We start from the raw sequence: 22553 nt of genomic DNA on the forward strand, positions 1-22553 counted from the left end.
GGGGGATGCCGTCTCCACTCTCGCGCACGGGTCTGACAATTGGCCCGCTATGCCGTCCGGGCGCGGCGGGTGAGCCGCAGAGTGAGGCCGTCCGGCATGAGGGTGAGCCGCTCTGCGACGCGCAGCCGGTACCCCGGATCGGCGTGCAGGTCGTAGCGGCGCAATAGCAGGCCGAGCACCAAGGTCGCCTCGTGCAGCGCGAACTGACGTCCGATACAGGCCCGTGCTCCCGTGCCGAACGGCTTGAAGACATGGGGCGGCCGTCCGCGTACCGCCGAAGGGGCGAACCGGTCGGGGTCGAACTCCTCGGGATGCTCTCCCCACGCGGCGGGATCGCGGTGCAGCATCGTCGCGAGGACCAGCGCCCACGCGCCCCGGCGCATCGGGTGGACGCCGCCGAGCGTGGTGTCGACGCGGGCCTCGCGGGCGAACCCCGGAGCGGTCGGCCACAGCCGCAGCGACTCGTCGAGCACTCGGCGCACGTACCGCAGCTTGGCCACTTGTTCGTACGCGGGCTCCCCGTCGGCGCCCCAGACCTCGTCGACCTCGGCCCGCGCGCGGGCGAGCACTTCCGGGGAGCGCGACAGGTAGTGCAGCGCGAACGACAGCGCGCCGGACGTCGTCTCGTGGCCGGCGACCAGGAACGTGATGACCTGGCGGCGGATGTTCTCCGGAGTGAGCCGCTCGCCGGTCTCCGGGTGGGCGACTTCCAGCATGCGGTCGAGCAGGTCGCCCTGGCCGCCCGAACCGGGCGCGGCGCGCCTGGCCGCGATCACCGCGTCGACCGTGCGGTTGAGGTGAGCCATGTCGGCGTCGTTGCGCCGCTCGGCGCCGCGCAGCACCAGCGGGGTCAGCAGGGGCGGCACGACGTTGCGCCGCTGGGCGAAGGAGAGCGTGCCCACCATCGCCGACACGAACGGGTGCGGCGCCGAGCGCTCGAAGGAGCCGAAGTCGTGCCCGAAACCGGTGCGGGCGATCGTCTCCAGCGTCAGCTTCGTCATGTCGCCCGGCACGTCCACCGCCCGGCCCGCCGTCTCGCGCTCGTCCCAGCGGGCGGTCAGCTGCCGGGCGACGTCCAGCATCAACGGGTGGTAGCCCGCCATCGCCTCGCGGCTGAACCCCGGCGCGAGGATGTCGTGCGCGAGCTGCCAGTTGGGCTCGTGGTTGTACGCGGTGAAGAGCCCGTCGCCCGCCACCGGACGGAGGTTGGCGACGCCGAGGCCCACGTGCTTGGCGAACCTCGACTCGTCGGCCATGTCCGCGGCGAGCTCGGCGCCCCACACGAAGACGATCTCCTTGCCGAACGCCTTGCGCCGGAATATGGGGCCGAGCCTGCGCGCCATCCGCATCGAATCCTGCAGCGGCGTGCGGACATTGGCACCGAGAAGGTCGCCGAGCAGCGGCAGGCGGTGCGGCGGGTGCGGGATGCGGTGCAGCTCGGGCCAGCCGAGCTCGGCGCTGCGGAAACCCTTCGGGGGAGCCGCGGGCGCGGGCCGCCCGTCCGGACCGTCCGCCGCCACGGACCGCGTCGTCTGCGCCATGTGCCCATCTCCCTTGTCCGACGGGCCCGTTGGGCCTGTTGTACGTGGATTCAATAGGAGATCCCAGTGTGGTACCGCTATTGAATTCGCGTCAAGTAAGGTGCCTGCATGGCCGCGAATCCCCAGGAGCGCACGCGCCGCAGACTGAGCACCGAGGAGCGGCGTGAGCAGCTGCTCTCGGTCGGGGCGCGGCTCTTCGCGCAGAAGCCCTACGACGACGTGTGGATCGAGCGGGTGGCCGAGATCGCCGGCGTCTCGCGGGGGCTCCTGTACCACTACTTCCCGACCAAACGGGACTTCTTCGCCGCCGTCGTGCACCGGGAGAGCGAGCGCATGCTGCGCCTGACGGCGGCCGTGCCGGGACTGCCGGTGCGGGAGCAGGTCAGCGCCGGCCTCGACGCTTTTCTCGGGTACGTGGAGAGCCACGCGCAGGGCTTCCGGGCCTTCCACCGGGCCGAGGCCGCGGGCGATCCGCTGGTCCGCGAGGTCTACCGCAACGGCCTCGCGGCCCAGGAGCGGCAGATCCTCGCCGCCCTCGCCGCGGACCCGTGCGCCGCGGACAGCACACGGGACCTGCCCGCACTGCGCCTCGCGGTGCGGGGCTGGCTCGCCTTCATGGTGGCGGTGTGCCTGGAGTGGCTGGAGGAGCCCGATCTGACGCGGGAACAGGTGCGGGACCTGTGCGCCAAGGCGCTGCTGGGCGCGATCACGCGCTGAGGCGGAGCACTTCGCGCAGCCGGGCGACGTTCGTGAAGAGGTGGCCGTGCACACCGGCGGCCTCGGCGGCACGGATGTTCTCCTCGCGGTCGTCCACGAAGAGGACGCGGCCCGGCTCGGTGTCCAGGGCGTCCAGGCACCACTGGTAGGCGCCGGATTCGGGCTTGGCGTGGCCGATGCGGCAGGAAAAGGCGCGCACCTCGAAGTGCCCGAGCCAGGAATGCCGCTCTTCGTAGTGGGCGGCCAGCTCCTCCGGGATGTTGGAGAGCAGGGCGATCGGCCGGCCGGCCGCCGCGAGTTCCTCGACGAGCGCGACCATGGTGTCGTCGACGCCGCTCCAGCTGGCCAGATCGGCCTCGACGAGCCGCGCGACGCGGGCCTGGTCGAAGTCGGTGCCGAGCGCGTCGGCCACCCGCGCCCAGTACTCGGGACCGGTCACATCCCCGCGGTCGTACGGCTGCCGCAGCGCCCAGTAGGTATCCCAGAAGGCCTGTTGGAGCCCGCCCGCTATCGCGGCGAGCCGGTTCCTGCCGTCCTCGGACTGGTGGTGAGCGATGACGCCGAACATGTCGAAGAGCACGACGTCGTGACCGGCGGTGGCGGTGGCGGTGGCGGTGGTGAGGGTGGCGGCCTGTCGGGCGGCGGGCTCGGGATTGGGCCGGGGGCTGTGGTTCAAGGGGTCATACCTTTCGTACGGTCACGCCCGCGGCGGTCAGCGCGTCGGTCTCCTCGTCCGGCGCCGCGTCGTCCGTGACGACGGCGTGCAGGGCGGTGGCCGGAGCGACGAAGGCCAGGGCGGTACGGGAGAGTTTGGCGGCGTCCGCGACCGCGACGACCCGGCGCGCCGAGCCGATCGCGGCACGCTTGACCGCGGCGTCGTCCAGGTCGTAGGCGGTCAGGCCGTCCGCCGCGGACAGCCCGCAGCAGCCGATCACGGCCGTGTCGAAGCGGAGGGCGGCCAGGGACGCCGTGGTCAGCGGGCCGGTGAGGGCCAGCTCGCCCGGGCGGGGCCGTCCGCCGGGCACCAGGAGCGTCATGTCCGGCCCGCCCGTGAGCGCGTTCACCGCGTGCAGCGACAGCGGCATCACGGTCAGGCGCCGGTGCTCCAGCGCGCGGGCGACCTCCAGGCAGGTCGTGCCGCTGTCCAGGACGACGGACTCCCCGTCGGCGATCAGCCCGGCCACGGCGGCGGCGATGCGGCGCTTGACCGCGATGCCGTCCTGCTCCCGCAGCGCGAAAGGCGGTTCCTCGCCGCGCAGCAGCAGGCTCCTCGCGCCGCCGCGGTAGCGCTCGAGCACGCCCTGCTCGGCCAGGACCTCGAGGTCGCGGCGGATGGTCATCTCGGAGGCGCCGGTGAGTCCGGCGAGCTCCGCGACGCCGATCCGTCCCGCCTCGCGCACGGCGTCGGTGATCTGCCTCAGTCGGTCTGTGCTGGCCATGCCACTCATCAAACATCACATGTGTTCGATAATCAATTTTCCGAACACAAACAATGTTCGTTATGTTCGAAGGCATGGACAAGACCTTGCGGGCCGGCCGAGTGGCCACCTTCGCCTACTTCGCGCTGAACGGCTTCCTCATGGGGATGTGGATCGTCCACATCCCCGCCGTCGAGGACCGTGCCGGAATCAGCCACGCTGTGCTCGGCTGGCTCCTGCTGCTGCTCGGAGCGGGCGCCTTCGTGGGCATGCAGATCGTCGGCCCGCTCACCGACCGGCTCGGCGCCCGCACCGTCGTACCGGTCAGCGCGGCCCTGTGCGCCGGCGCCCTGGTCCTGCCGGGCCTCGCCACGAACGTATGGACACTGGGCATGGCACTGCTGGCGCTGGGCTTCGGCAACGGCTGTCTGGACGTCAGCATGAACGCCCACGCCGTGCAGGTCGAACGCGACTACCGACGGCCCGTCATGTCCGCCTTCCACGCCACGTTCTCCATCGGCGGCGTCCTCGCCGCGCTGATCGGCGCCGGCACCTTGAGCCGGGGCTGGAGCCCGGCGGCGACGCTCGGCGCGGTGGCGCTGCTCGGCGCGGTGGCCGCCGTGCTCTGCGCTCCCGCGCTGCTGCGGCCCGAGCCCCCGCAGGAATCGGAGGCAGCGGAGAAGCCCGCGACGTCCCGGCGCGCAACTCCCCGGCGGATCTGGGCACTCGCGGCCCTCGCCCTGATGCTCATGCTCTGCGAGGGCGTGGCCAACGACTGGAGTGTGCTGCACCTGCGCGACGTCCTGGACGCGACCGCCGCGACCGCCGCGCTCGCCTACGGCGCCTTCGCCACGGCCATGACCGTCGGCCGTCTGCTCGCCGACCGGGTGGCCGCGCGGTTCGGCCCGGTGACGATCCTCCGTCACGGCGCGACCGTGGCCGCGCTCGGCCTGACGGTGGCGGCCCTGTCACCCTGGGTCCCGCTGGCCCTCATCGGCTGGACCGTGTTCGGCGCCGGGCTCTCCGGGTGCATCCCGCAGCTCTTCAGCGCCGCGGGCCACGCGGATCGCGACGCGGCGGGGGCCAACGTGTCCCGAGTCGCGGGCCTCGGCTACCTCGGCATGCTCGCGGGGCCCGCGGTCATCGGCCCGCTGACCCATCTCATGCCGCTCAACCTCACGTTCTTCCTGCCGGTGGCCTTCTGCGTCATCGCGGCCTGCACGGCGGGCGTCCTGCGGGACCAGCGACAGGACCAGGGAGCGGCGGAGTCCGTTCTGAAGTGATCCATGTCAGAGGCCCATGCGATGATCAAGCGTATGAAATTCGGATTTGAGGTGCCGCCGACGTGGTGACCCTCGCACGCTCCTCGCTCCTCATGGCGTTCGGGACCGTGGTCTCCCGCGCCACGGGCCTGATCCGGCAGGTCCTCCAGGGCGCCGCCCTCGGCACCGGCCTCCTCGCCACGACGTACAACACCGCCAACACCGTCCCCACCAGCCTCTACACCCTGCTGATCGGCGGCGCGCTGAACGCCGTCCTGGTGCCCCAACTGGTGCGCGCCCGGGCGCACGACGCCGACGGCGGCGCCGCCTTCGAGCAGCGGCTCATCACGCTGGTCGTCTGCGTCCTCGGCGTCGGCACGGCCCTCGCGGTGTGGGCGGCCCCGCAGATCGTCGCCCTCTACATGCGGGACACACCGGCCAATCACCAGGCCTTCGAGCTGACCGTGGTCTTCGCGCGGTTCCTGCTGCCGCAGATCTTCTTCTACGGCCTCTTCGGCATACTCGGCCAAGTCCTGAACGCCCGCGAGAAGTTCGGGGCGATGATGTGGACCCCGGTCCTGAACAACGTGGTGCTCGTCGCCATGTTCGGCGCCTATCTGGGCCTGATGACCGTGCCCGACAGCGTCCAAGGGATCACCGCCGACCAGGTCAGGCTCCTCGGGATCGGCACCACCTGCGGCATCGCCCTGCAGGCCCTCGCACTCGTGCCGTTCGTGCGCGCTGCCGGACTGCGCCTGCGGCCACGCTTCGACTGGCGCGGCACCGGCCTCGGCAGGAGCGCCAGGGCCGCCCGCTGGACGCTGCTGCTCGTCCTCGCCAACCAGGTCGCGCTGACCGTCGTCACGAACTACGCCAACGCCGCCGACCAGCGCCTGCCGCACGCCGGCGCCGGCTACACGGCGTACTCGTACGCACAGACCATCTGGCTCCTGCCGCAGTCCATCGTCACCGTCTCCCTGGTGACCGCGCTGCTGCCCCGGATGAGCAAGGCCGCGGCGGAGGGCCGCACCGCCGATCTGCGCGGTGAACTGTCCCGTGCGCTGCGCGTCACCGGGACGGTGATCGTGCCGGCCGGGTTCTTCTTCCTCGCCTTCGGACCGCAGACCGCCGAACTGCTCTTCGCCCACGGCGCGTCGGACGCGGCGGCCACCGAACCGCTCGGCCACATGCTGCAGGCGTTCGGCCTGGGCCTGATCCCTTTCTCCGCGCAGTACCTCCTGCTCCGCGGCTTCTACGCCTACGAGGACACCCGCACCCCGTTCTGGATGGCCGTCTGGGTGGCGAGCGTGAACATAGCCCTGGCCACCGCCTGCCATCTGCTGCTGCCCGCGCGCTGGGCCGTCACCGGCATGGCCGCCGCCTACACGCTCTCGTACGCCGTGGGGCTGCTGCTCACCGCACGGCTGCTGCGCCGCCGCCTCGGGGGCTACCTCGACGGACGCCGCCTGGTGCGCACCTACGGCAAGTTGACCCTGGCGTCCGGCCTGGCCGGGGCCCTCGGCTGGGCCGCCGCCCGCGCGGGCGGCGAGACCTCGCTCACCGGCACGGCGGCGACGGCCCTCGGTCTTGCGGCCGGCGGTGTGACGATGGCGGCGGGTTATCTCGCGCTCGCCCGGCTGCTTGGGATAGGGGAGCTGCGCATGCTGCGCCGGTGACCGGCGACCGGCCGGGCCACCGGCTCCGGGTGCGCGCGCCCGGAGCCGGTGGGGTGTCGCGGGCTAGTGCGGGACCGGGCACACCCCCGAGCCCGAGGCGACCGAGTTGTAGTTGGGCGCGGCCATCGGAGTCGTCGTATTGCTGCCGAGCTGGATCAGGATCTCGTCGGACAGCAGGTCCTGCTGGCCCTTCAGCGCGTCGGCGACCTTCGTGTCCTTGGGGAAGACCATTTCGGCGGCGATGTTGTCCTGCACGATCCGCGCGAGGTTGTCGAGCGCGGTGAAGATCGGGTCCGTCGGCGGCTCGAGGCCGGGCAGGTCGATCAGGTGGGTGGCGACCTTCGCCGCGTTCATGCAGTCCTTGATGATGATGGTGTTCTGGTTGAGGACGCTCGTCGTCCACTGCGACAGGACCACGCAGTACAGGTCGCTCCACGCCTCTTCGCCGACCTTGGCGCGCCAGGCCTTCATGATGTCCTGCACGCCCTTGATCTGGGCCTGCGAGGCGTGCTCCATGTTGGTGCGGATGTCGGGGTAGACGCTGCCGGAGAAGGTCTCGAAGGACGCCATGTCGAACTTCTTGGCCGCGACCGAGGCGCTGATGAACTTCTGGCCGCCGTCGAGGATGTTGCCGCAGGACGTGGTCAGCGCCGCGGGCAGATTGGCGGAGGCGAGCTGGCGGCGGGCCGTGGCGAGTTTGGCGGCGTACGCCTGCAGCGGCTCGATCCACGCAGTGGAAGTGGTGCTGTTGAACGCCACCATGACGAGGTCGTGCGCGTCGATGCGGTTGGCGTTCGGCAGGTTCGGAACCTTGTTCGCCAAGTAGGGGGCGATCACGGAGAAGATGCCGAGCGGGACGTGAGCGATGGACTTCGCCAGCTCGAACGTCTCCGACACGGGATTGGTGGACTGCTGACCGTCCTTGGTCACCAGGGTGAACCGGCCCCCCTTGGCGTCGTTCTGCACGACGACCACCGGGGAGAGGTGCTTGATCAATTCCTTCTTCAGAACGGCGTAGTTGTCGCGCATTCCGGCGTTGACGGCGAGCATCGAGGCTCGCGCCGTCGTCTGGCTGACGGCCTCCGCGGCCGTACCGTCCGCCGCGGCGGCCGCGGAGCTCGGGGATGCCGAGTAGCCGAGCAGGGCCGCCGTACCGACACCGGTAGCGCCGCCTATGAACCCTCTGCGGGTAGCCATCTTCGTTTTCTCCATTGCGTTGTTCTGATCTGTTTCTGGTGGCTCTTCGATGTGGGGATCGACATGGGGGGAACCTTCGGGTTGGGGGGATGGGAGGTGAGGGGTGGATTCGTGGGTGTGGGGTTTTTGGGGGAGGGCGCGGGATGTCGCGCCCGTCGGCGGGGAAGGAACCGGAGTTCCTTCCCCGCCGAAGACAGTGGCCGGAGGGCTACTTGATGTCGCTCTGCTGGGGGACCACGACGCCGAAGCGGTCCTGGATCGTGGCGAGCGCGGACTCGTGCACCTGCTTGGCGGGGATGCCGTTGGGGTTGCCCTTGACCGGCAGCGGCCGGGTCGCGGAGGCGTCGCCCACCACGGTCGGGTTGTAGCCGTTGTAGACGGCTCCCTCAGTGGTGAACAGGGTGCACATGTGGGTCATGAAGCCGGCGATGATGACGTTCTTGCGGCCGGTCTTCTTGAGCTCCGCGTCGAGGTTCGTGTCGTGGAAGCCGTTGGGGACGGCCTTCTCGACGACGGCCTCGCCCTTGGCCGGCTTGAGCGCCGGAATGATCTGCCCGGCCTTCGACTTGAGGTCGTAGCCCTTTTCGACGATGTGGATGACCGGGGTGCCGGCCTTACGGGCCCGCTCCAGCAGCGCCTTGGTGTTGTCCACCGAGTCGCGCCAGCCGGTGAGCTCCATCGGGCCGCCGGTGTAGACGTTCTGGTAGTCGACGAGGACCAGCGCGGCGTTGGACAGCTTCGCCGGGGTCTCGTCGAGCTTCATGATCGTGCGAAGCGTCGTGGTGTCCTTGGCGACGTTCTGCCCGGAGGACGGCGACGGCTTCTTGTCGTTCTGGTCGGTGCGGGCGGCGGCCTCGGTGTCTCCACCGCACGCGGTCACGGTGGCCGCGAGCAGGGCGGCGGCACCCAGGACGACGAGCGAACGCAGCGGCTTCGAACGCGGCGGCTTCGAGTGCAGCGGCTTCATCAGACGATCTCCTTCTGGGAGGCGGTGACGACCCCGTACAGGTCGGCGATGGTTGCGAGAGCGCCCTGGTGCACCTGGTCGGCGGGGACGTCGGTGCCCGCGACGGGCAGCGAGCGGGTGGCGGTGGCGTCGGCGGCGACCGTGGGACGGTTGCCGTTCAGGAACGCGCCCTGCGCCGTGAACGCGACGCACATGTGGGTCATCCACCCCGCGATGACGACGTCCTGGCCCTCCTTGAGGTGCGTCGCCAGGTCGGTGCCGACGAACGCGTTCGGGACCTGCTTGACGACGACCGGCTCGCCCTCGACAGGGGCGACCTTCGGGTGGATCTGGCCGATCTCCACCCGGATGTCGTACGGAGTGCCCTCCCCGCCGTCGTTGATGACGTGCACGACCTTCGTGCCGGCAGCGCGGGCCCGGGCCAGCAGCTGCGCGGCGGCGTCGAGGGACTGCTCCCAGCCGTCGAGCTCCATCACGCCCTGGGTGTAGGTGTTCTGGAAGTCGATCAGGATGAGCGTCGACTCGGCCAGCTTCGCGGGCTCCTGAACGAAGCCGTTCAGCTCGCGCAGCGTGGTCCTGGACATGGGTGTACCGCCTTTGCATCGCGTAGGAGAAACACAGCCCGACCTCGGCCCTTTGTCGGTCCGGGTGGCTGTGTCCACAACGCTATGAGCCGGCGGCGGTGTCGACAATGACGTCTAACATGCAGATACCGACCTCGGGTTGGGTGGCGCAGCCCTACGGTTGGTTGGCCCAGCCCCACGGTTGGGTGGCACAACGGCAACAACACCAGGGGGAAGCGTGGCGGAAACCGCGAAACGGCTCATCGTGATCGTGATCTTCGAGGATGTGGACCTGCTCGACATCACCGGGCCGCCGGAGGTGTTCGCGCTGGCCCGCCGGGAGACCTCGGACGCGGCCGCCTACGACGTGGTCCTCGCCGCCGAGACCATGGACCCGGTCACCACCGGCGCCGGTGTGCGCGTCCTGCCCGACCTCACCTTCGCGGAGGCCGCCGAGCGCGGCATCAACACGCTCATCGTGCCGGGTGCCGTGGAGATCGACGACGACGGGCGCGTCCACCCTGTCGTCGACCCCGCCCTCGTCGACTGGGTGAAGGTGCTCGCCGCGCGGACGCGCCGGATCACCTCCGTGTGCGTCGGGGCGCATCTGCTCGCCGCCGCCGGGCTGCTCGACGGCAAGCGGGCCACCACGCACTGGTCGACCGCACCCCAACTGGCCTCCGACCACCCGGAGGTGAAGGTCGACGCCGACCCCATCTTCATCCGCGAGGGCAACGTGTGGACCGGCGCCGGGATCAGCGCCTGCCTCGACCTCTCCCTCGCCCTGATCGCCGACGACCTCGGCGAGGCCGTCGCCCTGCGGGTCGCCCGCCAACTGGTGATGTACCTCAAACGCTCCAGCGGCCAGAGCCAGTTCAGCGTCCCGCTGGAGCAGGTCTCCACCACCCGGCGCATCGAGGACCTGCGCCACCACATCCTGGGACACATCGCCGAGCCGCTCACCGTCGTGGACCTCGCCGAGTACGCCCACGTCAGCGACCGTCACCTGACCCGCCTGTTCAAGAACGAACTGGGCATGACCCCGCACGCGTACATCGAATCGGTGCGCGTCGAGAAGGCTCGGCACGAGCTGGAGTCCTCCGACGCGACGCTCGACCGCATCGCGTCCCTGTGCGGCTTCGGCACGACCGACACCCTCGTCCGCGCCTTCCGCCGCCGCCTGAACACGACGCCGACGGAGTACCGGCGCCGGTTCCGGGTGCCTCAGGTGCCCTGACCGAGCGTTCCTGCGGGACGGTGACCGCCGCCTCCGCAGGGCCCGCTACCGCCCGCCCGCCTCGATGTCCGCGATCAGCTGATGGATGAGCGCGGCGCCGGGCGGCCCCGCCACGGCGGCGACGGCCGGGCCCTCGGCCCCGCCGACGCCTCCGACGACTCCGACGGCTCCCGCGAGTGCCTTGCGGGCCCGGCGCCAGGCCCGGCTGCGGCGCCCCCGCGAGTGGTCGACGAAAGCCTGCGCGTACTGCGTCATGGAACGCGTCCACAGATCGTGCCGCGGCTCCGGACCCGTCGAGGCCCGGCGGACACTGCGCCACGCGTCGGCGGGTCTGCCCCCGGCCTGTGCCACGGCCAGCAGCGCCCAGCTGACCGTCGCGGGCGGGCCGTGCTCGGCGTGCACGGGAATCGTTTCGGCGGCCTCCCGCAGCCGGTCGATGGCCTCCTCGGTCCTGCCGGCCTCGAGGGCGAGCGCGCCGAGGACGTGCGAGACCCGTCCCACAGTGGCGTCGTCCCCCGCGAGCACGGCCACGCGCCACGCCTGGCCGAGCAGTTCGGCGGCGTCGGGAGAGCCGGTGCACGCGGCGAGCCAGCCGGACAGCCACAGCGCCTGCCCGCACACCCGGGTGTCCGACCGGGCCGGCGGCAGCAGACGGCACAGTAGGGCGTGCCCCTCCTCGGCGTGACCGCAGACCGCCCACCAGAACCACAGGTCGACCGCGAGCGCGAGGCTCGTCGACGCATCGTCGTCGCCACTGGGCTCCCTGTCGAGCGCGGCGCGCAGGTTGGCCTCCTCGTCCCGGACGAGTGCGACGGCCCGTTCGTGTGTGCCGGTGCTCCACAAGTGGTGGGCGGTGGAGGCGACCTGGCCGTACCAGTGGAGGTGGCGGCTGACGGCCGCGGCCGTCTCTCCCGCGGACCGCAGCCGCTCGGCGCCGAATCCGCGGGCCGCGGCGGGCATCCGGTAGCGCGGCGTGAGCACGCCACCGGGATCGCGGACCGGCTCCAGGACCGAGGCGAGAACCAGTTGGGCCAGCGCGGCCGGCACCTCGTCGGGTTCGAGCCCGCCGCCCGAGCACACGTGGACCGCCGCGTCCTCGTCGAAGCCGCCGGGGAACACGCTGAGCCGGGCCCACACGGTCCGCTCCGCCGTCCCGCACAGCGCGTACCCGGCGCCCACGGCGGCGCTCAGTGACCGGTGCCTGCGCAGCGGGGCGTCCGCCATGCCGAGCCGGCCCTGCGCGGACTCCAGCATCTGCGCGAGCCGCGCCAACGGATGGTGCGCCGCCTGGGCCGCGGCCGACTCGACGGCCAACGGCACGCCCTCGACCAGCCGGCAAATGTCGTGGGCGAGCCGCAGCTCGTCGGCGGTCCGGTCCTCGGGGACCGGGGCGCGACCCCTGCTCGGGGAGCCGGCGCGGCGCCGGGCGGCGTCCAACCGTTCCAGGAAGAGCGTCACGGCGGGCCCGACAGTGTCCGTATCGGCGGCCTCCAGTGGTCCGAGCCGCAGCACCGCCTCCTGGCCGAGGCCCAGCGGATGGCGCCCGGTGGCCAGGACCCGCAGTCCGGGGGCCGTGTCGAGGAGCTCCCGTACGAGTCGTACGCACTCGGCCCGTACCGGGTCGAAGTCGTCGAGCACCAGCAGCAGCCGCAGGGGGCGCAGCAGCCGCGCCACGAGCTCCGTGCCGGGTCCCGCCTCGTCCGCCGCCCCGCCGTCCATCGCCGCGGCCACCGCCTGCGCGACCGACCGGCGCCGCGAGGGGGTGCCGTCCCACCACCGCACGCGCACCATGCCGTCCGCCATCGCGCTCCCCGTCGCCGCGGCCGCGTGCTCGGCGAGGAGGCTCTTGCCGATGCCGGCGCCGCCCACCACGGTGACCAGCCGGTTCTGGGCGAGCATCCGGCGGAGCGCGGCCAGCTCCGCGGACCGCCCGATCAGGCTCCCGGCTCCTCGACCGGACCGCTCCGGCCGCCCGGCGTCCTCTCCGTGACCCCGTACTCGCACACCCATCCACTCCCGCTCGCGTACGTGCAGAATCGTGCACGTGCAGAATCGTCACTGCACCGAATTCCGCTGATCGGCTAACTTCCCTTCGGCGTCCGGGGTAGTGAGGCGCCGGGTCGAATCACGCGGGTCAGCGACTCATCGCATTCCTGTACGGGGTCCTTGCGCGCCCCATGAACACCCAGTGACACGGCTGTCAGGTGGATCACGCCGCGCTGCGTCCTGCCAGACGTGACCGACGCAGCCCCCACCCCGACATCCACCACCAGCACAAAGAACGCCGACAAGAGAAAGGACGCCGAAAAGCCTGAGCGGCTGCCCGCGAAGGAGACCTGGCGCGCCCTCTACCGGCACTTCCGGCCGCACCGCGGTGCCGTCGCCCTTGGCGCCTTCCTGACATTGGTCGGCTCGGCCACCGGGCTCGCGCAGCCGCTGGCGGCCAAGTCGCTCGTGGACCGGCTCGGCGGCGACGACTCCATCGCCGGCGTCCTGCTGCTCCTGACCGCGCTGGTGGTGCTCGGCACCGCGATCGAATCCGTCGGCGCGTACGTCCTGGAGCGCACCGCCGAGTCGGTCGTGCTGGCGGCCCGGCGCACTCTGATCGGGCGGCTGCTGCGCCTGCGTCTCGCGGAGGTGGAGCGCACCCAGCCGGGGGACCTGATGTCGCGCGTCACCTCGGACACGACACTGCTGCGGGCCGTGACGACACAGTCCGTGGTCTCCGCCGCGTCCGGCGGCCTCACCTTCCTCGCGACGATCGTGATGATGGGGCTGATGGACCCGGTGCTGCTCGGCGTCACGCTCGGCGTGATCGTGCTGATCGGCGGCGCGGTGACCCTCGTCATGCCGAAGATCGCACGGGCGACGCAGCGTGCCCAGGAGGCGGTGGGCACGATCTCGACCGCTCTGGAGCGGGCGTTCGGCGCCTTCCGGACCGTGAAGGCCTCCGGCGCCGAGCAGCGTGAGGCGGCCGCGGTGGAGGCGGCTGCGCAGGAGGCGTGGCGGCACGGGGTGCGGTCCGCGAAGTGGCAGTCGGTGGCGTGGAGTTCGGTCGGTCTCGCCGTGCAGGTGTCGTTCCTCGCGGTGCTCGGGATCGGCGGCGCACGGGTCGCGTCGGGCGAGATCACCGTCTCGACACTGGTGGCGTTCCTGCTCTTCCTCTTCTACCTGATCGACCCGGTGTCACGCCTGGTCGAGGCGGCGTCGCAGTACCAGGTGGGCTCGGCGGCGATCGCACGGATCGTGCAGGCGGAACGCCTGGAGACGGAGCGCACGGAGCAGCACTCCGGCAGCCACATGTCGAACGGCCCCGCGTCGGTGGCCTTCGACGACGTGACCTTCCGCTACCGCGACGACCTCCCGTACGTCCACCACGGCGTGAGCTTCGACGTGCCGGGCCCGGGCATGACGGCGTTCGTCGGTCCTTCGGGTGCGGGCAAGACGACCGTCTTCGGGCTCATCGAGCGGTTCTACGAGGCGACGGGCGGCCGGATCCTGGTCGACGGCAGGGACGTACAGGAGTGGTCGCTGGCCGAACTGCGGGGCACCATCGGGTACGTGGAGCAGGACGCCCCCGTCCTCGCGGGCACCCTGCGCGAGAACCTGCTCTTCGCCGCGCCCGACGCCACCGACTCCGAGGTACGGGACGTTCTGGTGCGCGCCCGGCTCGACGCCGTGGTCGAGCGGCTGCCCGAGGGACTGGACACGGTGGTCGGCCACCGGGGCTCCAAGCTGTCCGGCGGCGAGCGACAGCGGGTCGCGATCGCCAGGGCCCTGCTCAGGAAACCCCGTCTGCTGCTGCTCGACGAGGCGACCTCACAGCTCGACGCGGTCAACGAACTCGCGCTGCGGGACGTGGTGGCCGAGGTGTCCCGCGAGGTCACGGTCCTGGTCGTGGCGCACCGCCTGTCGACGGTGACGCTGGCGGACCGGATCGTGGTGATGGACGCGGGGAAGGTACGAGCGGTGGGCACGCACGCCGAACTGGTGGCGGCGGACCCGCTGTACGGCGAACTGGCGGCGACCCAGTTCCTGGCGAGCACGGCGTGAGGCCCGACAGGACACCGCCCGCGGCGCCGGGTCCGAAGGGACGCCTCCCGGCCGTGTTCGCCAGTCCCTGGTTCGTACCCAGCACCCTGCAATCCGTGGTCTACCGTGTCGACATGACGCGTCCGAGCCTTCGCGCGGTTCACGACCGCTACGCCGACCGAATCGTCGACCAGACAGCCCTGTTGACCTCAGCCATCGCCGGCGCGGACGCCACCGCGCCCGTGCCGGGGTGTCCCGGCTGGACCCTCGCCCACCTGCTGCGGCACGTGGGCGGCACGCACCGCTGGGCCGAGACGGTGGTCCGGACCCGGGCCACCGGTCCCGTTCCCGACGAGCAGGTCAACCACGTCACTCCAGAGACGGATGACGACGTTCCGGCACTGTCCGCCTGGCTCGCGGAGGGCGCCGCCCGGTTCGCGGAAACGCTGCGGGAGGCGGGGCCGGACGTCGAGGTGTGGACCGTGGCGCCGGGCGGCACCCCGCTCTTCTGGGCTCGCCGCATGACGTACGAAACGGTGATCCACCGCTTCGACGCGACCGCGGCGGTCGGCGGAACGTACACCCTCGACGCGGACGTCGCGCTCGACGGCCTCGACGAGTGGATGGAGTTCAGCACCCTGCCCCAGGCCCACGAGTCGGAGGCCGCGCTGCACGCCCTGCTGGGCCCCGACCGCACGCTCCACTTCCACGCCACGGACGCCCCCGAGGGGACGGGGGAGTGGCTGATCGACCTCACCGAGGCGCCGGTCACCTGGAGCCGCGCCCACAAGAAGGCGACCACCGCCGTACGCGGCCCGCTCACGGACCTCCTGCTCCTCCTGTACCGGCGCCGCACACCGACTCCGGCCGACGGGATCGAAGTCTTCGGCGACGAGGCCCTGTTCGGCGACTGGGTCAGCGGCGCGGGTCACTGGCTGCGCAGGTGACGTACGCGGTGCCGGGCGGCGGTAAGCGGAAGGGTTCGTACCAGTAGTGCTGATGATCTTTCCCTGAGTAGGGTGACCAGCGGAAAGAGGGGCGGGGCGCCGGAGAAGGACCGCCTCGAAACACGTGTGCCCGCAGCGCATGCGCCCCGAGCACGTAACCCGGCAGCACATACCGCCGCCCATGTCGCGCGGCAGAGAAAGCGAGCAGACGGATGCAACCGACCTTCGTGCTGGTGCACGGCGCCTTCGCGAACTCCTTTTCCTTCGCGCCGCTCCAGGCCGAACTCGGCCTCCTCGGGCACCGTTCCGTCGCCGTCGACCTGCCCGGCCACGGCTTCGGGGCGACCTACTCGCGCGCCTACCAGGCGCCGCAGGACCTCGAAGGGCTCGCCGGCGTGCCCGGATCGATCAAGGGCGTCACGCTGGCCGACAACGTGTCCCACTTGATCGGGACACTGGAGCGGGCCAAGCGGAACGGGCCGGTGATCCTCGTCTCGCACAGCCGCGGCGGCGTCACGGCCACCGCCGCGGCCAACGCGCGCCCGGACCTGATCGACCGCATCGTCTACGTCGCGTCCTGGTGCCCGGTCGCCCTGGACGTCGGCGCCTACTACGCCGAGCCGGAGATGGCCACGGTCGACGCCGCCTCGCTCGCTCTGGCGATGGCGGGGAACCCGGCCGAACTAGGCCTGCTGCGCGTCAACTTCCGCACCGCGGACCCCGCTGCCCTGGCGGCGTTCAAGGCGGCCTTCCTCGCCGACGGCACGGACGAGGAGTTCCTGGCCTTCCTCAACACGTTCCAGCCCGACGAGAACCTGGACGTCGGCACCTCGGCCGACCGCGCGCAGGCCGCGACCTGGGGCCGCATCCCCAAGACGTACGTGCGTCTCGCCGACGACGCGAGCATGCCCATCGCCCTGCAGGACCGCCTGATCCGCGAGGGCGACACGCTGACCCCCGAGAACCCGTACGACGTCCGCACCCTCGAAGGCAGCCACCTGAAGTGGCTGGTCGACCCCGCGCCGGCGGCCCGCGTCCTGGGAGAACTCGCGGCACTCGTGTGACACGGGCCTGAGGAATCAGCCGGGGGGGTGGGGTTCTCCGCACCCCCCTTCAGGGGGACTCCTCCATGGTCGGCAGCCACCCTCCCATGGGTCAATGATCTTGGGACGGGGCGCATGGCCCGGTCGCCCGGCGACACCGCAACTCCCGCGAAGGAAAAGGGGGTTGAGGGCGCCGCACGTCTTCCGACGAGGTGAGGGATCCACCATGACGCAGCTGCGTACCCTGGGAACCATAACCGCGATAGCCGTCACGGCGACGCTGGTGATACCGGTCTCCACCGCCTGGGCCGAGACCGCCCCCGCCTCCTCCGGTCACAGCCGGGCGGACCTGCAGCGGGACCTGGACGACATCGTCCGCAAGGACGGAGTGGTGGGCGCCCAGGCCACCCTCGTGAACGGAGACCAGCGGCGCTCGGTGCGCAGCGGAACCGCCGAACTCGGCACCGGCCGGGCCATGCCGCGCCAGGGCTACTTCCGGATGGGCAGCAACACCAAGACGTTCGTGTCGACCGTCGTGCTGCAACTGGTCGGCGAAGGCCGCATGCGGCTCGACGACACCGTCCACCGATGGCTGCCCGGAGTGGTCGAGGCCAACGGCAACGACGGCGAGCGGATCACCGTCCGGCAGCTGCTGCAGCACACCAGTGGGCTGCCCGACTACGACGACAGCCTGCCCGTCACCGACGAGAAGGAGTTCCAGGAGCACCGCTTCGACCACTACGAGCCGCGCGAACTGGTCGACCTGGCCCTGCGCAACCGGCCCCTCTTCGAGCCCGGCAAGGGCTGGAGCTACTCCAACACCGGCTACATACTCGCCGGGATGATCATCGAGAAGGTGACGGGCCGGCCCTGGAGCGAGGAAGTGAGCGCCCGGATCATCAAGCCCCTCGGTCTCGAGCACACCTTCTCCGCGGGTAGGCGGACCGGTCTTCCTCAGCCGCACGCCAAGGCGTACCAGCAGTTCAAGCCCAAGGGCCGCCTTGTCGACAGCACCGAGCTGAGCATGACCTGGGGCGGCGCGGCGGGCGACCTCATCACCACATCCAACGACCTCGCGCGCTTCTGGCAGAGCCTGCTGGGCGGCAGGCTGCTCCAGCCGCGGCAGCTGGCACAGATGCTCAAGACGGTGCCGGCCCCCGGGGAGGACGGCGAGACGAAGGTGGAGAGGGCGGGGCTCGGCATTCTGTGGACCCAGCTCAGCTGTGGAGGCGGCTACTGGGGCCACGGCGGGACCACCCTCGGCCACCTGAACGCCAACGGCTTCGTCGACAAGGGTAAGAAGGGCGTCATGGTGATGCGCTCGACCAACACGGCCGCGGAGGACCGGGACGTCCGCACCGACCAACTCGTCGACGACGCCCTGTGTAAGAAGTAGACGCCGCATCCCGTGCCCTCGGACGGCGCAGTGGTGCTGCGGTCGACGCGCCATGGCGGTGGCCGGGGGCACGGTCGGCCGGCCCTTCAGCCGACGGTGAGGACCACTTTGCCGCGGCCGTGCCCGGTGGCCACGAGGCGGTGCGCGTCCGCCGCCCGCTCCAGCGGGAACGTCGCGCGCAGATGCACGTCCACCGCGCCCTTCTCGTACAGCGCGGTGAGTTCGGCGAGCCGGGCCGCCGAGCGGGTGCCGCCCCAGTCGGGCAGTCCGAGCCGCGCCGCTTCCTCCATGGCGACCATGGTGACGACTCGGGCGCGGTCCTTGGTCACGGCCACGGCGGCCCGCAGCCCCTCCGGGCCCGCCGCGTCGAGCGCCGCGTCGACACCGTCGGGCGCGACGGCCCGGATCCGGTCGACGAGCCCCTCGCCGTACGTCACCGGGATCGCACCGAGCGCCCGCAGGTGATCGTGGTTGGGCTCGCTGGCCGTCCCGATGACGGTGGTGGCACCCCAGGCCCGCGCCAGCTGCACGGAGAACGTGCCGAGCCCCCCGGCCGCCGCACCGATGAGGACGGTGTCCCCGGTGTCCACGCGCAGCTGGGAGAGGGCCAGATGGGCGCCCTGGCCGTTGCCGGAGAAGCCGCCCGCGACCGTCCACGGCATTGCGGTCGGCTTGTGCACCAGCTGTTCCGCGGGCACCGTCGTGTACTGCGCGTACGCGCCGAGCAGGGAGTACCCGAGCACCTCGTCGCCGGGCGCGAAGTCGCCGACGCCCGCGCCGAGCCGGTCCACGACGCCCGCGAACTCGTTGCCGGGGACGACCGGGAACCCCGGCTCGGCGCCCGGCGGCACCCAGCCCTCCCGGACCCCCAGGTCGAACGGCTGCACCCCGGCCGCCCTGATCCGGATCCGCACGTCACCGGGGCCAGGCTCCGGGACGTCGAGCTCCGTCGGCCGCAGGACCTCCGGCGGACCGTAGGCGGACAGCGCCGCCGCGACCATCTTCATGACGACTCCTCAGGCGGCGTAGGGGCGGGCGGCCTTGCCGTCGCGCAGGGTGCGGCCCCACCAGCCGAGCTGGTCGAGCATCGTCTTGGCCGCCGTCTCCGGGCCCGTCGGGTCGACCGGTGCGCCGGACTCGTCGAAGCAGCCCCACACGCCGTGGAAGCTGACGGTGTCGCGCACCGTCACCGCGTGCAGCTCCGCGAAGACCTGCCGCAGATGCTCGACGGCGCGCAGTCCGCCCGAAAGGCCGCCGTAACTGACGAAGCCCACTGGCTTGGCGCGCCACTCCTCGTAATGCCAGTCGATCGCGGTCTTCAGCGAGGCGGGGTAGCTGTGGTTGTACTCCGGGGTGATGACGACGAACGCGTCGGCCGCGTCGATGCGGCGCGTGATGCCGGTGACCTCCGGACCGGGACGCTTGGACAGCCCGTCCGGGAGACGCGCCTCGGCCAGGTCGATCACATCGATGTCGAGGTCGGGTCGGTGCGCGGCCTGCCCGGTGAACCAGTCGGCGATGGTGGGCGCGAAGCGGCCCTCCCGGGTGCTCGCGACGATGACGGCCACTCTCAGGCGCTCGTCGCCGCCCGTGCCGCGTCCGGTGCCGCGTGCCGCCTCACCCCGCTCGTTCATGGTGGTCCCCTGGGTGCCGCTCATGTCCGCCTCCTGGTCAGGTGCATGCCGGTGCTTGTCCCGTGCATGTCCGGTGCTTGTTTCCGACACCGACGAAGCTACGAATGCGCACCCCCTCCCCGCATCTGTCGCACGACGGGGATCGGCAGGGCGCAGGGACTAGGTCGACCGGCGGAGACCTCACCGGCCCGTGTACTCCGGCGTGCGCCCGGGCAGGTAGCACCGGGACGGCCACGGCGGGAACAAGCCACGGCGCGGAACGGCGGGAGGAGCCGGAGATCATGACACAACACACGGACCGGGACTGGGAGTTCACCGACGACCGGGGTCACTTGGTGAGGACCGCGACCCGCCCCTCCCGGCCGGTCGCCTACGTGCCGACCGGCGCGGCGCTGCACGACCACGGCATACGGCCCGCCGGTGTCTTCGGCTCCGCGCACGACGACCCGGCCCTGCCCGACCCGGCCAAGGCGGGCAGCCTCCCCCTGGCCGACCTGCCCTACTTCGGCGCGGGCTCCGCACTCGACCTGGACGCGCTCCTGGCGGCAGGGCCCGACCTGGTGGTGGCGCTGACCTACGGCGGCGGTCAGGTCTACGGCATCGACCCGGAGGCCGCCAAGCACCTGGAGGAGCAGCTGCCGCTCGTCGTGCTCGACGTGGGCGGCGGCCGCAGCCTCGCCGGGATCAGGGACCGCCTCACCGCACTCGCCCGCAGTCTGGGCGCCGCTCCGCACCCGGAAGCGTACGCCGAACTCGCGGCCGCCGAGGGCAGGTTGACCGCCGCGGCCACCCGGCCCGTACGGCTCCGGGTGCTCGCGCTCTCCCCGGCGGGCCCCGACTCCGTCCACCTGGCGAGGCCGTACGCCTGGCCCGACCTGGCCGCGCTCGCCGGTCTCGGCGTCGGCCTCGTGGACCCGGCGCCGGGGCAGGGCGCCAACTGGTCCACGACGACCTGGGCCGAGGCGGCCGCACTGGAGCCGGACCTCGTCCTCACCGACGTACGCGGCAACGCGGCCGCGCTCGGCGACGCCCTCGGGTCGGACATCCCCACCGTGCCCTGGAACCCCGAACTCCCGCCCAGCGCACGGCAGCACGCCCGCTTCCACACCGCCGTCGCCGAAGCCCTGGAGGCCGCCCGCCCCTGACCCCGCACTCCGTCGCGAGGCCCCCACGTACCGTTGATCCATGACGAAACTGCTGCACATCACCGAGCGCGCCCTGTGGGAGGCCGCCCGGAGAGCCGGGACCTACGAGATGTCGACCCGCGGAAAGACACTGAGCGAGGAGGGGTTCATCCACTGCTCCCTGCCGGAGCAGCTGCGAGGCGTGGCCGACTTCCTCTACGGGGGCTACGAAGGCCCCGACGAGCTGGTCGTCCTCACCATCGACAGCGAACGCCTCACCGTGCCGGTGCGCTTCGAGGCCCCCGCGCCCGGAGGCGTCGAGTTCCCGCACATCTACGGGCCGTTGCCCGTGGACGCGGTGACCGAGGTCTCCCCGTGGCCCGCCTCATGACCGCCCCGCACACCGTCGCGGGAGGGGCGGGCGAGGCGGGCGAGATCGTCCTCATGTCGGACCCGCGGGTCGCCGCCGTCCCCGTGCAGGAGTGCGGCGAGCGGCTCGTCGACGTACGGGACGGCTCGGGCCTCCTGGTCGACGTGCGCGAACAGGCGGCGGACGGGGACGATTTCGCACTCCTGCGCGAAGGTGTCCTGCGGCGCCTCCTGCGGGCCGAGGAGCTGCTGCCGAGGGGACTGCGGCTGCTGTTCGTGGAGGGCTACCGGCCGCCGTCGCTGCAACGCGACTACTTCGAGGAGTACGCCGAGCAGCTGCGCGCCCTCCACCCGCGCTGGCCGGCCGCCGAGATACACGCGGCGACCAGCCGGTACGTCTCCCCGCCCGACATCGCCCCGCACAGCGCGGGCGCGGCCGTCGACCTGACGCTCGCCGACGCCGAAGGGCGCGAGCTGGACCTGGGTACCCGGATGAACGCCGACCCCGAGGAGAGCGCGGGCGCCTGCTACACCGGCGCGGCCAACATCAGCGCCGAGGCGCGCGCCCACCGCACGATCCTCGGAGCCGCCCTCACGGGCGCGGGGCTCGTCAACTACCCCACCGAGTGGTGGCACTGGTCGTACGGGGACCGCTACTGGGCCCTGGCCTCGGGGGCGCCGGCGGCGCTGTACGGACCGTCCGTGAGGTAGCGGTGCAGGTGGGCCGCGCCCTCCAGCATCGCCCGCGCCCGCAGGTCCAGCGCGGCCCCGCGTTCCGCGAGGGCCGTGCGCAGCGCGCCGACGCCGCCGCTGCGGCGCAGGTCGTCGAGGACGGGACCGATCTGCGGCAGGAGGTAGTGGCTCTGCCGCAGCATGTGGACGACGCGGGCGTCGCGGACGTCGGCGGGGAGGTAGGAGCGGTAGTGCGTCACCGGATCGCGTGACGGCGTCAGGAGTCCGGCGGCCTCCCAGACCCGCAGAGCCGAGGTGCGCACGCCCAGCTGGGCGGCCACCTCCCCGATGCGCAGCGGCGACCGCGGCAGCGCGGGGGCGGCGGGTCCGCCCTCCGCGACGGCCTCCAGCGCTTTCCCCGTGGTCCGCAGTGAGTTCCGCTGTTCGTGCAGCAGGGCGTGCCCGGCGTCGACCAGGGCGAGCGCCCCCGGCACGTCCCCGGCGTGCACGGCCCGCATCACCTCCCGGGCCGGGCCAGGACCGTGCCCGCGGACCAGGGCCCGGTAGGCGAGCAGGGCCTGCCGGTGCCCGGCGTCGAATCTGCGGTATCCGGCGGGGGAGCGGGGCGTGGGCGGCAGGATGCCCGCGTCGGCGTAGTTGCGGATCTGCTGCGGGGAGACACCGGCCGCACGCGCGAGATCGACAGGGCGGAGCACAGGAGCTCCGTCGGTCCGCTCCGCTCCCGCCCCCATGCGCTC

At 72.0% G+C, this 22553-nt stretch carries 21 protein-coding genes; 11 read left to right on the forward strand and 10 right to left on the reverse strand.

Going from position 1 to position 22553, the window contains the following annotated elements; genetic code table 11:
- Positions 1-47 precede the first annotated feature (47 nt).
- The gene (locus tag ACZ56E_RS04415; protein ID WP_471210887.1) at positions 48-1541 is read right to left on the reverse strand and encodes a cytochrome P450; all 1494 of its coding nucleotides are present in this window, start codon (positions 1539-1541) and stop codon (positions 48-50) included.
- 108 nt (positions 1542-1649) lie between these two features.
- Between ACZ56E_RS04415 and ACZ56E_RS04420 the strand changes: the two genes are divergently transcribed.
- Positions 1650-2258 (forward strand): TetR/AcrR family transcriptional regulator, encoded by a 609-nt coding sequence (locus ACZ56E_RS04420; RefSeq protein ID WP_468606207.1) that lies wholly within the window; start codon positions 1650-1652, stop codon positions 2256-2258.
- Here ACZ56E_RS04420 and ACZ56E_RS04425 read toward each other — a convergent pair.
- Entirely contained in the window at positions 2248-2934 is a 687-nt protein-coding gene (locus tag ACZ56E_RS04425) for an HAD family hydrolase (RefSeq protein WP_471210890.1), read from the reverse strand. The two genes, ACZ56E_RS04420 and ACZ56E_RS04425, sit on opposite strands and share 11 nt — an antisense overlap.
- A gap of 4 nt (positions 2935-2938) precedes the next feature.
- Entirely contained in the window at positions 2939-3697 is a 759-nt protein-coding gene (locus ACZ56E_RS04430; RefSeq protein WP_471210892.1) for a DeoR/GlpR family DNA-binding transcription regulator, read from the reverse strand.
- Positions 3698-3771: 74 nt separating this feature from the next.
- Here ACZ56E_RS04430 and ACZ56E_RS04435 point away from each other — a divergent pair, with 74 nt between their 5' ends.
- The gene (locus ACZ56E_RS04435; protein WP_471210895.1) at positions 3772-4959 is read left to right on the forward strand and encodes an MFS transporter; all 1188 of its coding nucleotides are present in this window, start codon (positions 3772-3774) and stop codon (positions 4957-4959) included.
- Positions 4960-5021: 62 nt separating this feature from the next.
- On the forward strand, positions 5022-6614 hold the full coding sequence (gene murJ, locus ACZ56E_RS04440) for a murein biosynthesis integral membrane protein MurJ (protein ID WP_471210898.1): 1593 nt from the start codon (positions 5022-5024) through the stop codon (positions 6612-6614).
- A 63-nt stretch (positions 6615-6677) separates the two neighbouring features.
- Here the strand turns inward: murJ and ACZ56E_RS04445 are convergent, their stop codons facing one another.
- From ACZ56E_RS04445 to ACZ56E_RS04455, 3 genes are all read right to left on the reverse strand, one after another.
- Positions 6678-7811 carry a hypothetical protein gene (locus ACZ56E_RS04445; protein WP_471210900.1) on the reverse strand — a complete coding sequence of 378 codons (1134 nt, stop codon included), beginning with the start codon at positions 7809-7811 and terminating at the stop codon, positions 6678-6680.
- Positions 7812-8019: 208 nt separating this feature from the next.
- A complete protein-coding gene (locus ACZ56E_RS04450; RefSeq protein WP_471210903.1) occupies positions 8020-8778 on the reverse strand; it encodes a cysteine hydrolase family protein in 759 nt (252 codons plus the stop codon).
- Positions 8778-9362, reverse strand: a complete 585-nt coding sequence (locus ACZ56E_RS04455; protein ID WP_468606195.1) for an isochorismatase family protein — start codon at positions 9360-9362, stop codon at positions 8778-8780. Before ACZ56E_RS04455 ends, ACZ56E_RS04450 begins: the two co-directional genes overlap by 1 nt.
- 217 nt (positions 9363-9579) lie before the next feature.
- Here ACZ56E_RS04455 and ACZ56E_RS04460 point away from each other — a divergent pair, with 217 nt between their 5' ends.
- Complete coding sequence (locus ACZ56E_RS04460; protein WP_468606193.1) at positions 9580-10578, forward strand: GlxA family transcriptional regulator; 999 nt, start codon at positions 9580-9582, stop codon at positions 10576-10578.
- Between the two features lie 45 nt (positions 10579-10623).
- Here ACZ56E_RS04460 and ACZ56E_RS04465 read toward each other — a convergent pair whose 3' ends face one another.
- Positions 10624-12582: an ATP-binding protein gene (locus ACZ56E_RS04465; protein ID WP_471210908.1), complete on the reverse strand. Its 1959-nt coding sequence runs from the start codon at positions 12580-12582 to the stop codon at positions 10624-10626.
- Positions 12583-12897: 315 nt separating this feature from the next.
- On the opposite strand from ACZ56E_RS04465, the gene ACZ56E_RS04470 reads away from it, so the two are divergent.
- The 4 genes from ACZ56E_RS04470 to ACZ56E_RS04485 all read left to right on the forward strand — a co-directional run bounded on the left by ACZ56E_RS04470 (position 12898) and on the right by ACZ56E_RS04485 (position 17996).
- Positions 12898-14631: an ABC transporter ATP-binding protein gene (locus tag ACZ56E_RS04470; RefSeq protein ID WP_471211549.1), complete on the forward strand. Its 1734-nt coding sequence runs from the start codon at positions 12898-12900 to the stop codon at positions 14629-14631.
- 113 nt (positions 14632-14744) lie between these two features.
- Positions 14745-15557 (forward strand): maleylpyruvate isomerase family mycothiol-dependent enzyme, encoded by an 813-nt coding sequence (locus ACZ56E_RS04475; RefSeq protein ID WP_471210909.1) that lies wholly within the window; start codon positions 14745-14747, stop codon positions 15555-15557.
- Between the two features lie 212 nt (positions 15558-15769).
- Positions 15770-16621, forward strand: a complete 852-nt coding sequence (locus tag ACZ56E_RS04480; RefSeq protein ID WP_471210911.1) for an alpha/beta fold hydrolase — start codon at positions 15770-15772, stop codon at positions 16619-16621.
- Positions 16622-16826: 205 nt separating this feature from the next.
- On the forward strand, positions 16827-17996 hold the full coding sequence (locus ACZ56E_RS04485; protein WP_471210913.1) for a serine hydrolase domain-containing protein: 1170 nt from the start codon (positions 16827-16829) through the stop codon (positions 17994-17996).
- A gap of 86 nt (positions 17997-18082) precedes the next feature.
- Here ACZ56E_RS04485 and ACZ56E_RS04490 read toward each other — a convergent pair whose 3' ends face one another.
- Positions 18083-19003, reverse strand: a complete 921-nt coding sequence (locus tag ACZ56E_RS04490) for an NADP-dependent oxidoreductase (RefSeq protein WP_471210915.1) — start codon at positions 19001-19003, stop codon at positions 18083-18085.
- 9 nt (positions 19004-19012) lie between these two features.
- Complete coding sequence (locus ACZ56E_RS04495; RefSeq protein WP_471211551.1) at positions 19013-19630, reverse strand: NADPH-dependent FMN reductase; 618 nt, start codon at positions 19628-19630, stop codon at positions 19013-19015.
- A 281-nt stretch (positions 19631-19911) separates the two neighbouring features.
- Here ACZ56E_RS04495 and ACZ56E_RS04500 point away from each other — a divergent pair, with 281 nt between their 5' ends.
- Genes ACZ56E_RS04500 through ACZ56E_RS04510 form a run of 3 tightly spaced genes read left to right on the forward strand, consistent with a single transcriptional unit; the run spans position 19912 to position 21834 of the window.
- Positions 19912-20775, forward strand: coding sequence for an ABC transporter substrate-binding protein (locus ACZ56E_RS04500; RefSeq protein WP_471210917.1), 864 nt, complete (start codon positions 19912-19914; stop codon positions 20773-20775).
- A gap of 40 nt (positions 20776-20815) precedes the next feature.
- A complete protein-coding gene (locus ACZ56E_RS04505) occupies positions 20816-21145 on the forward strand; it encodes a DUF952 domain-containing protein (RefSeq protein WP_471210919.1) in 330 nt (109 codons plus the stop codon).
- 53 nt (positions 21146-21198) lie between these two features.
- Positions 21199-21834, forward strand: coding sequence for a M15 family metallopeptidase (locus ACZ56E_RS04510; RefSeq protein WP_471211553.1), 636 nt, complete (start codon positions 21199-21201; stop codon positions 21832-21834).
- Here the strand turns inward: ACZ56E_RS04510 and ACZ56E_RS04515 are convergent.
- Positions 21777-22547, reverse strand: coding sequence for a MerR family DNA-binding transcriptional regulator (locus ACZ56E_RS04515; protein WP_471211556.1), 771 nt, complete (start codon positions 22545-22547; stop codon positions 21777-21779). The two genes, ACZ56E_RS04510 and ACZ56E_RS04515, sit on opposite strands and share 58 nt — an antisense overlap.
- Positions 22548-22553: the final 6 nt, after the last annotated feature.

This window comes from Streptomyces sp. NPDC039480, assembly GCF_055597165.1.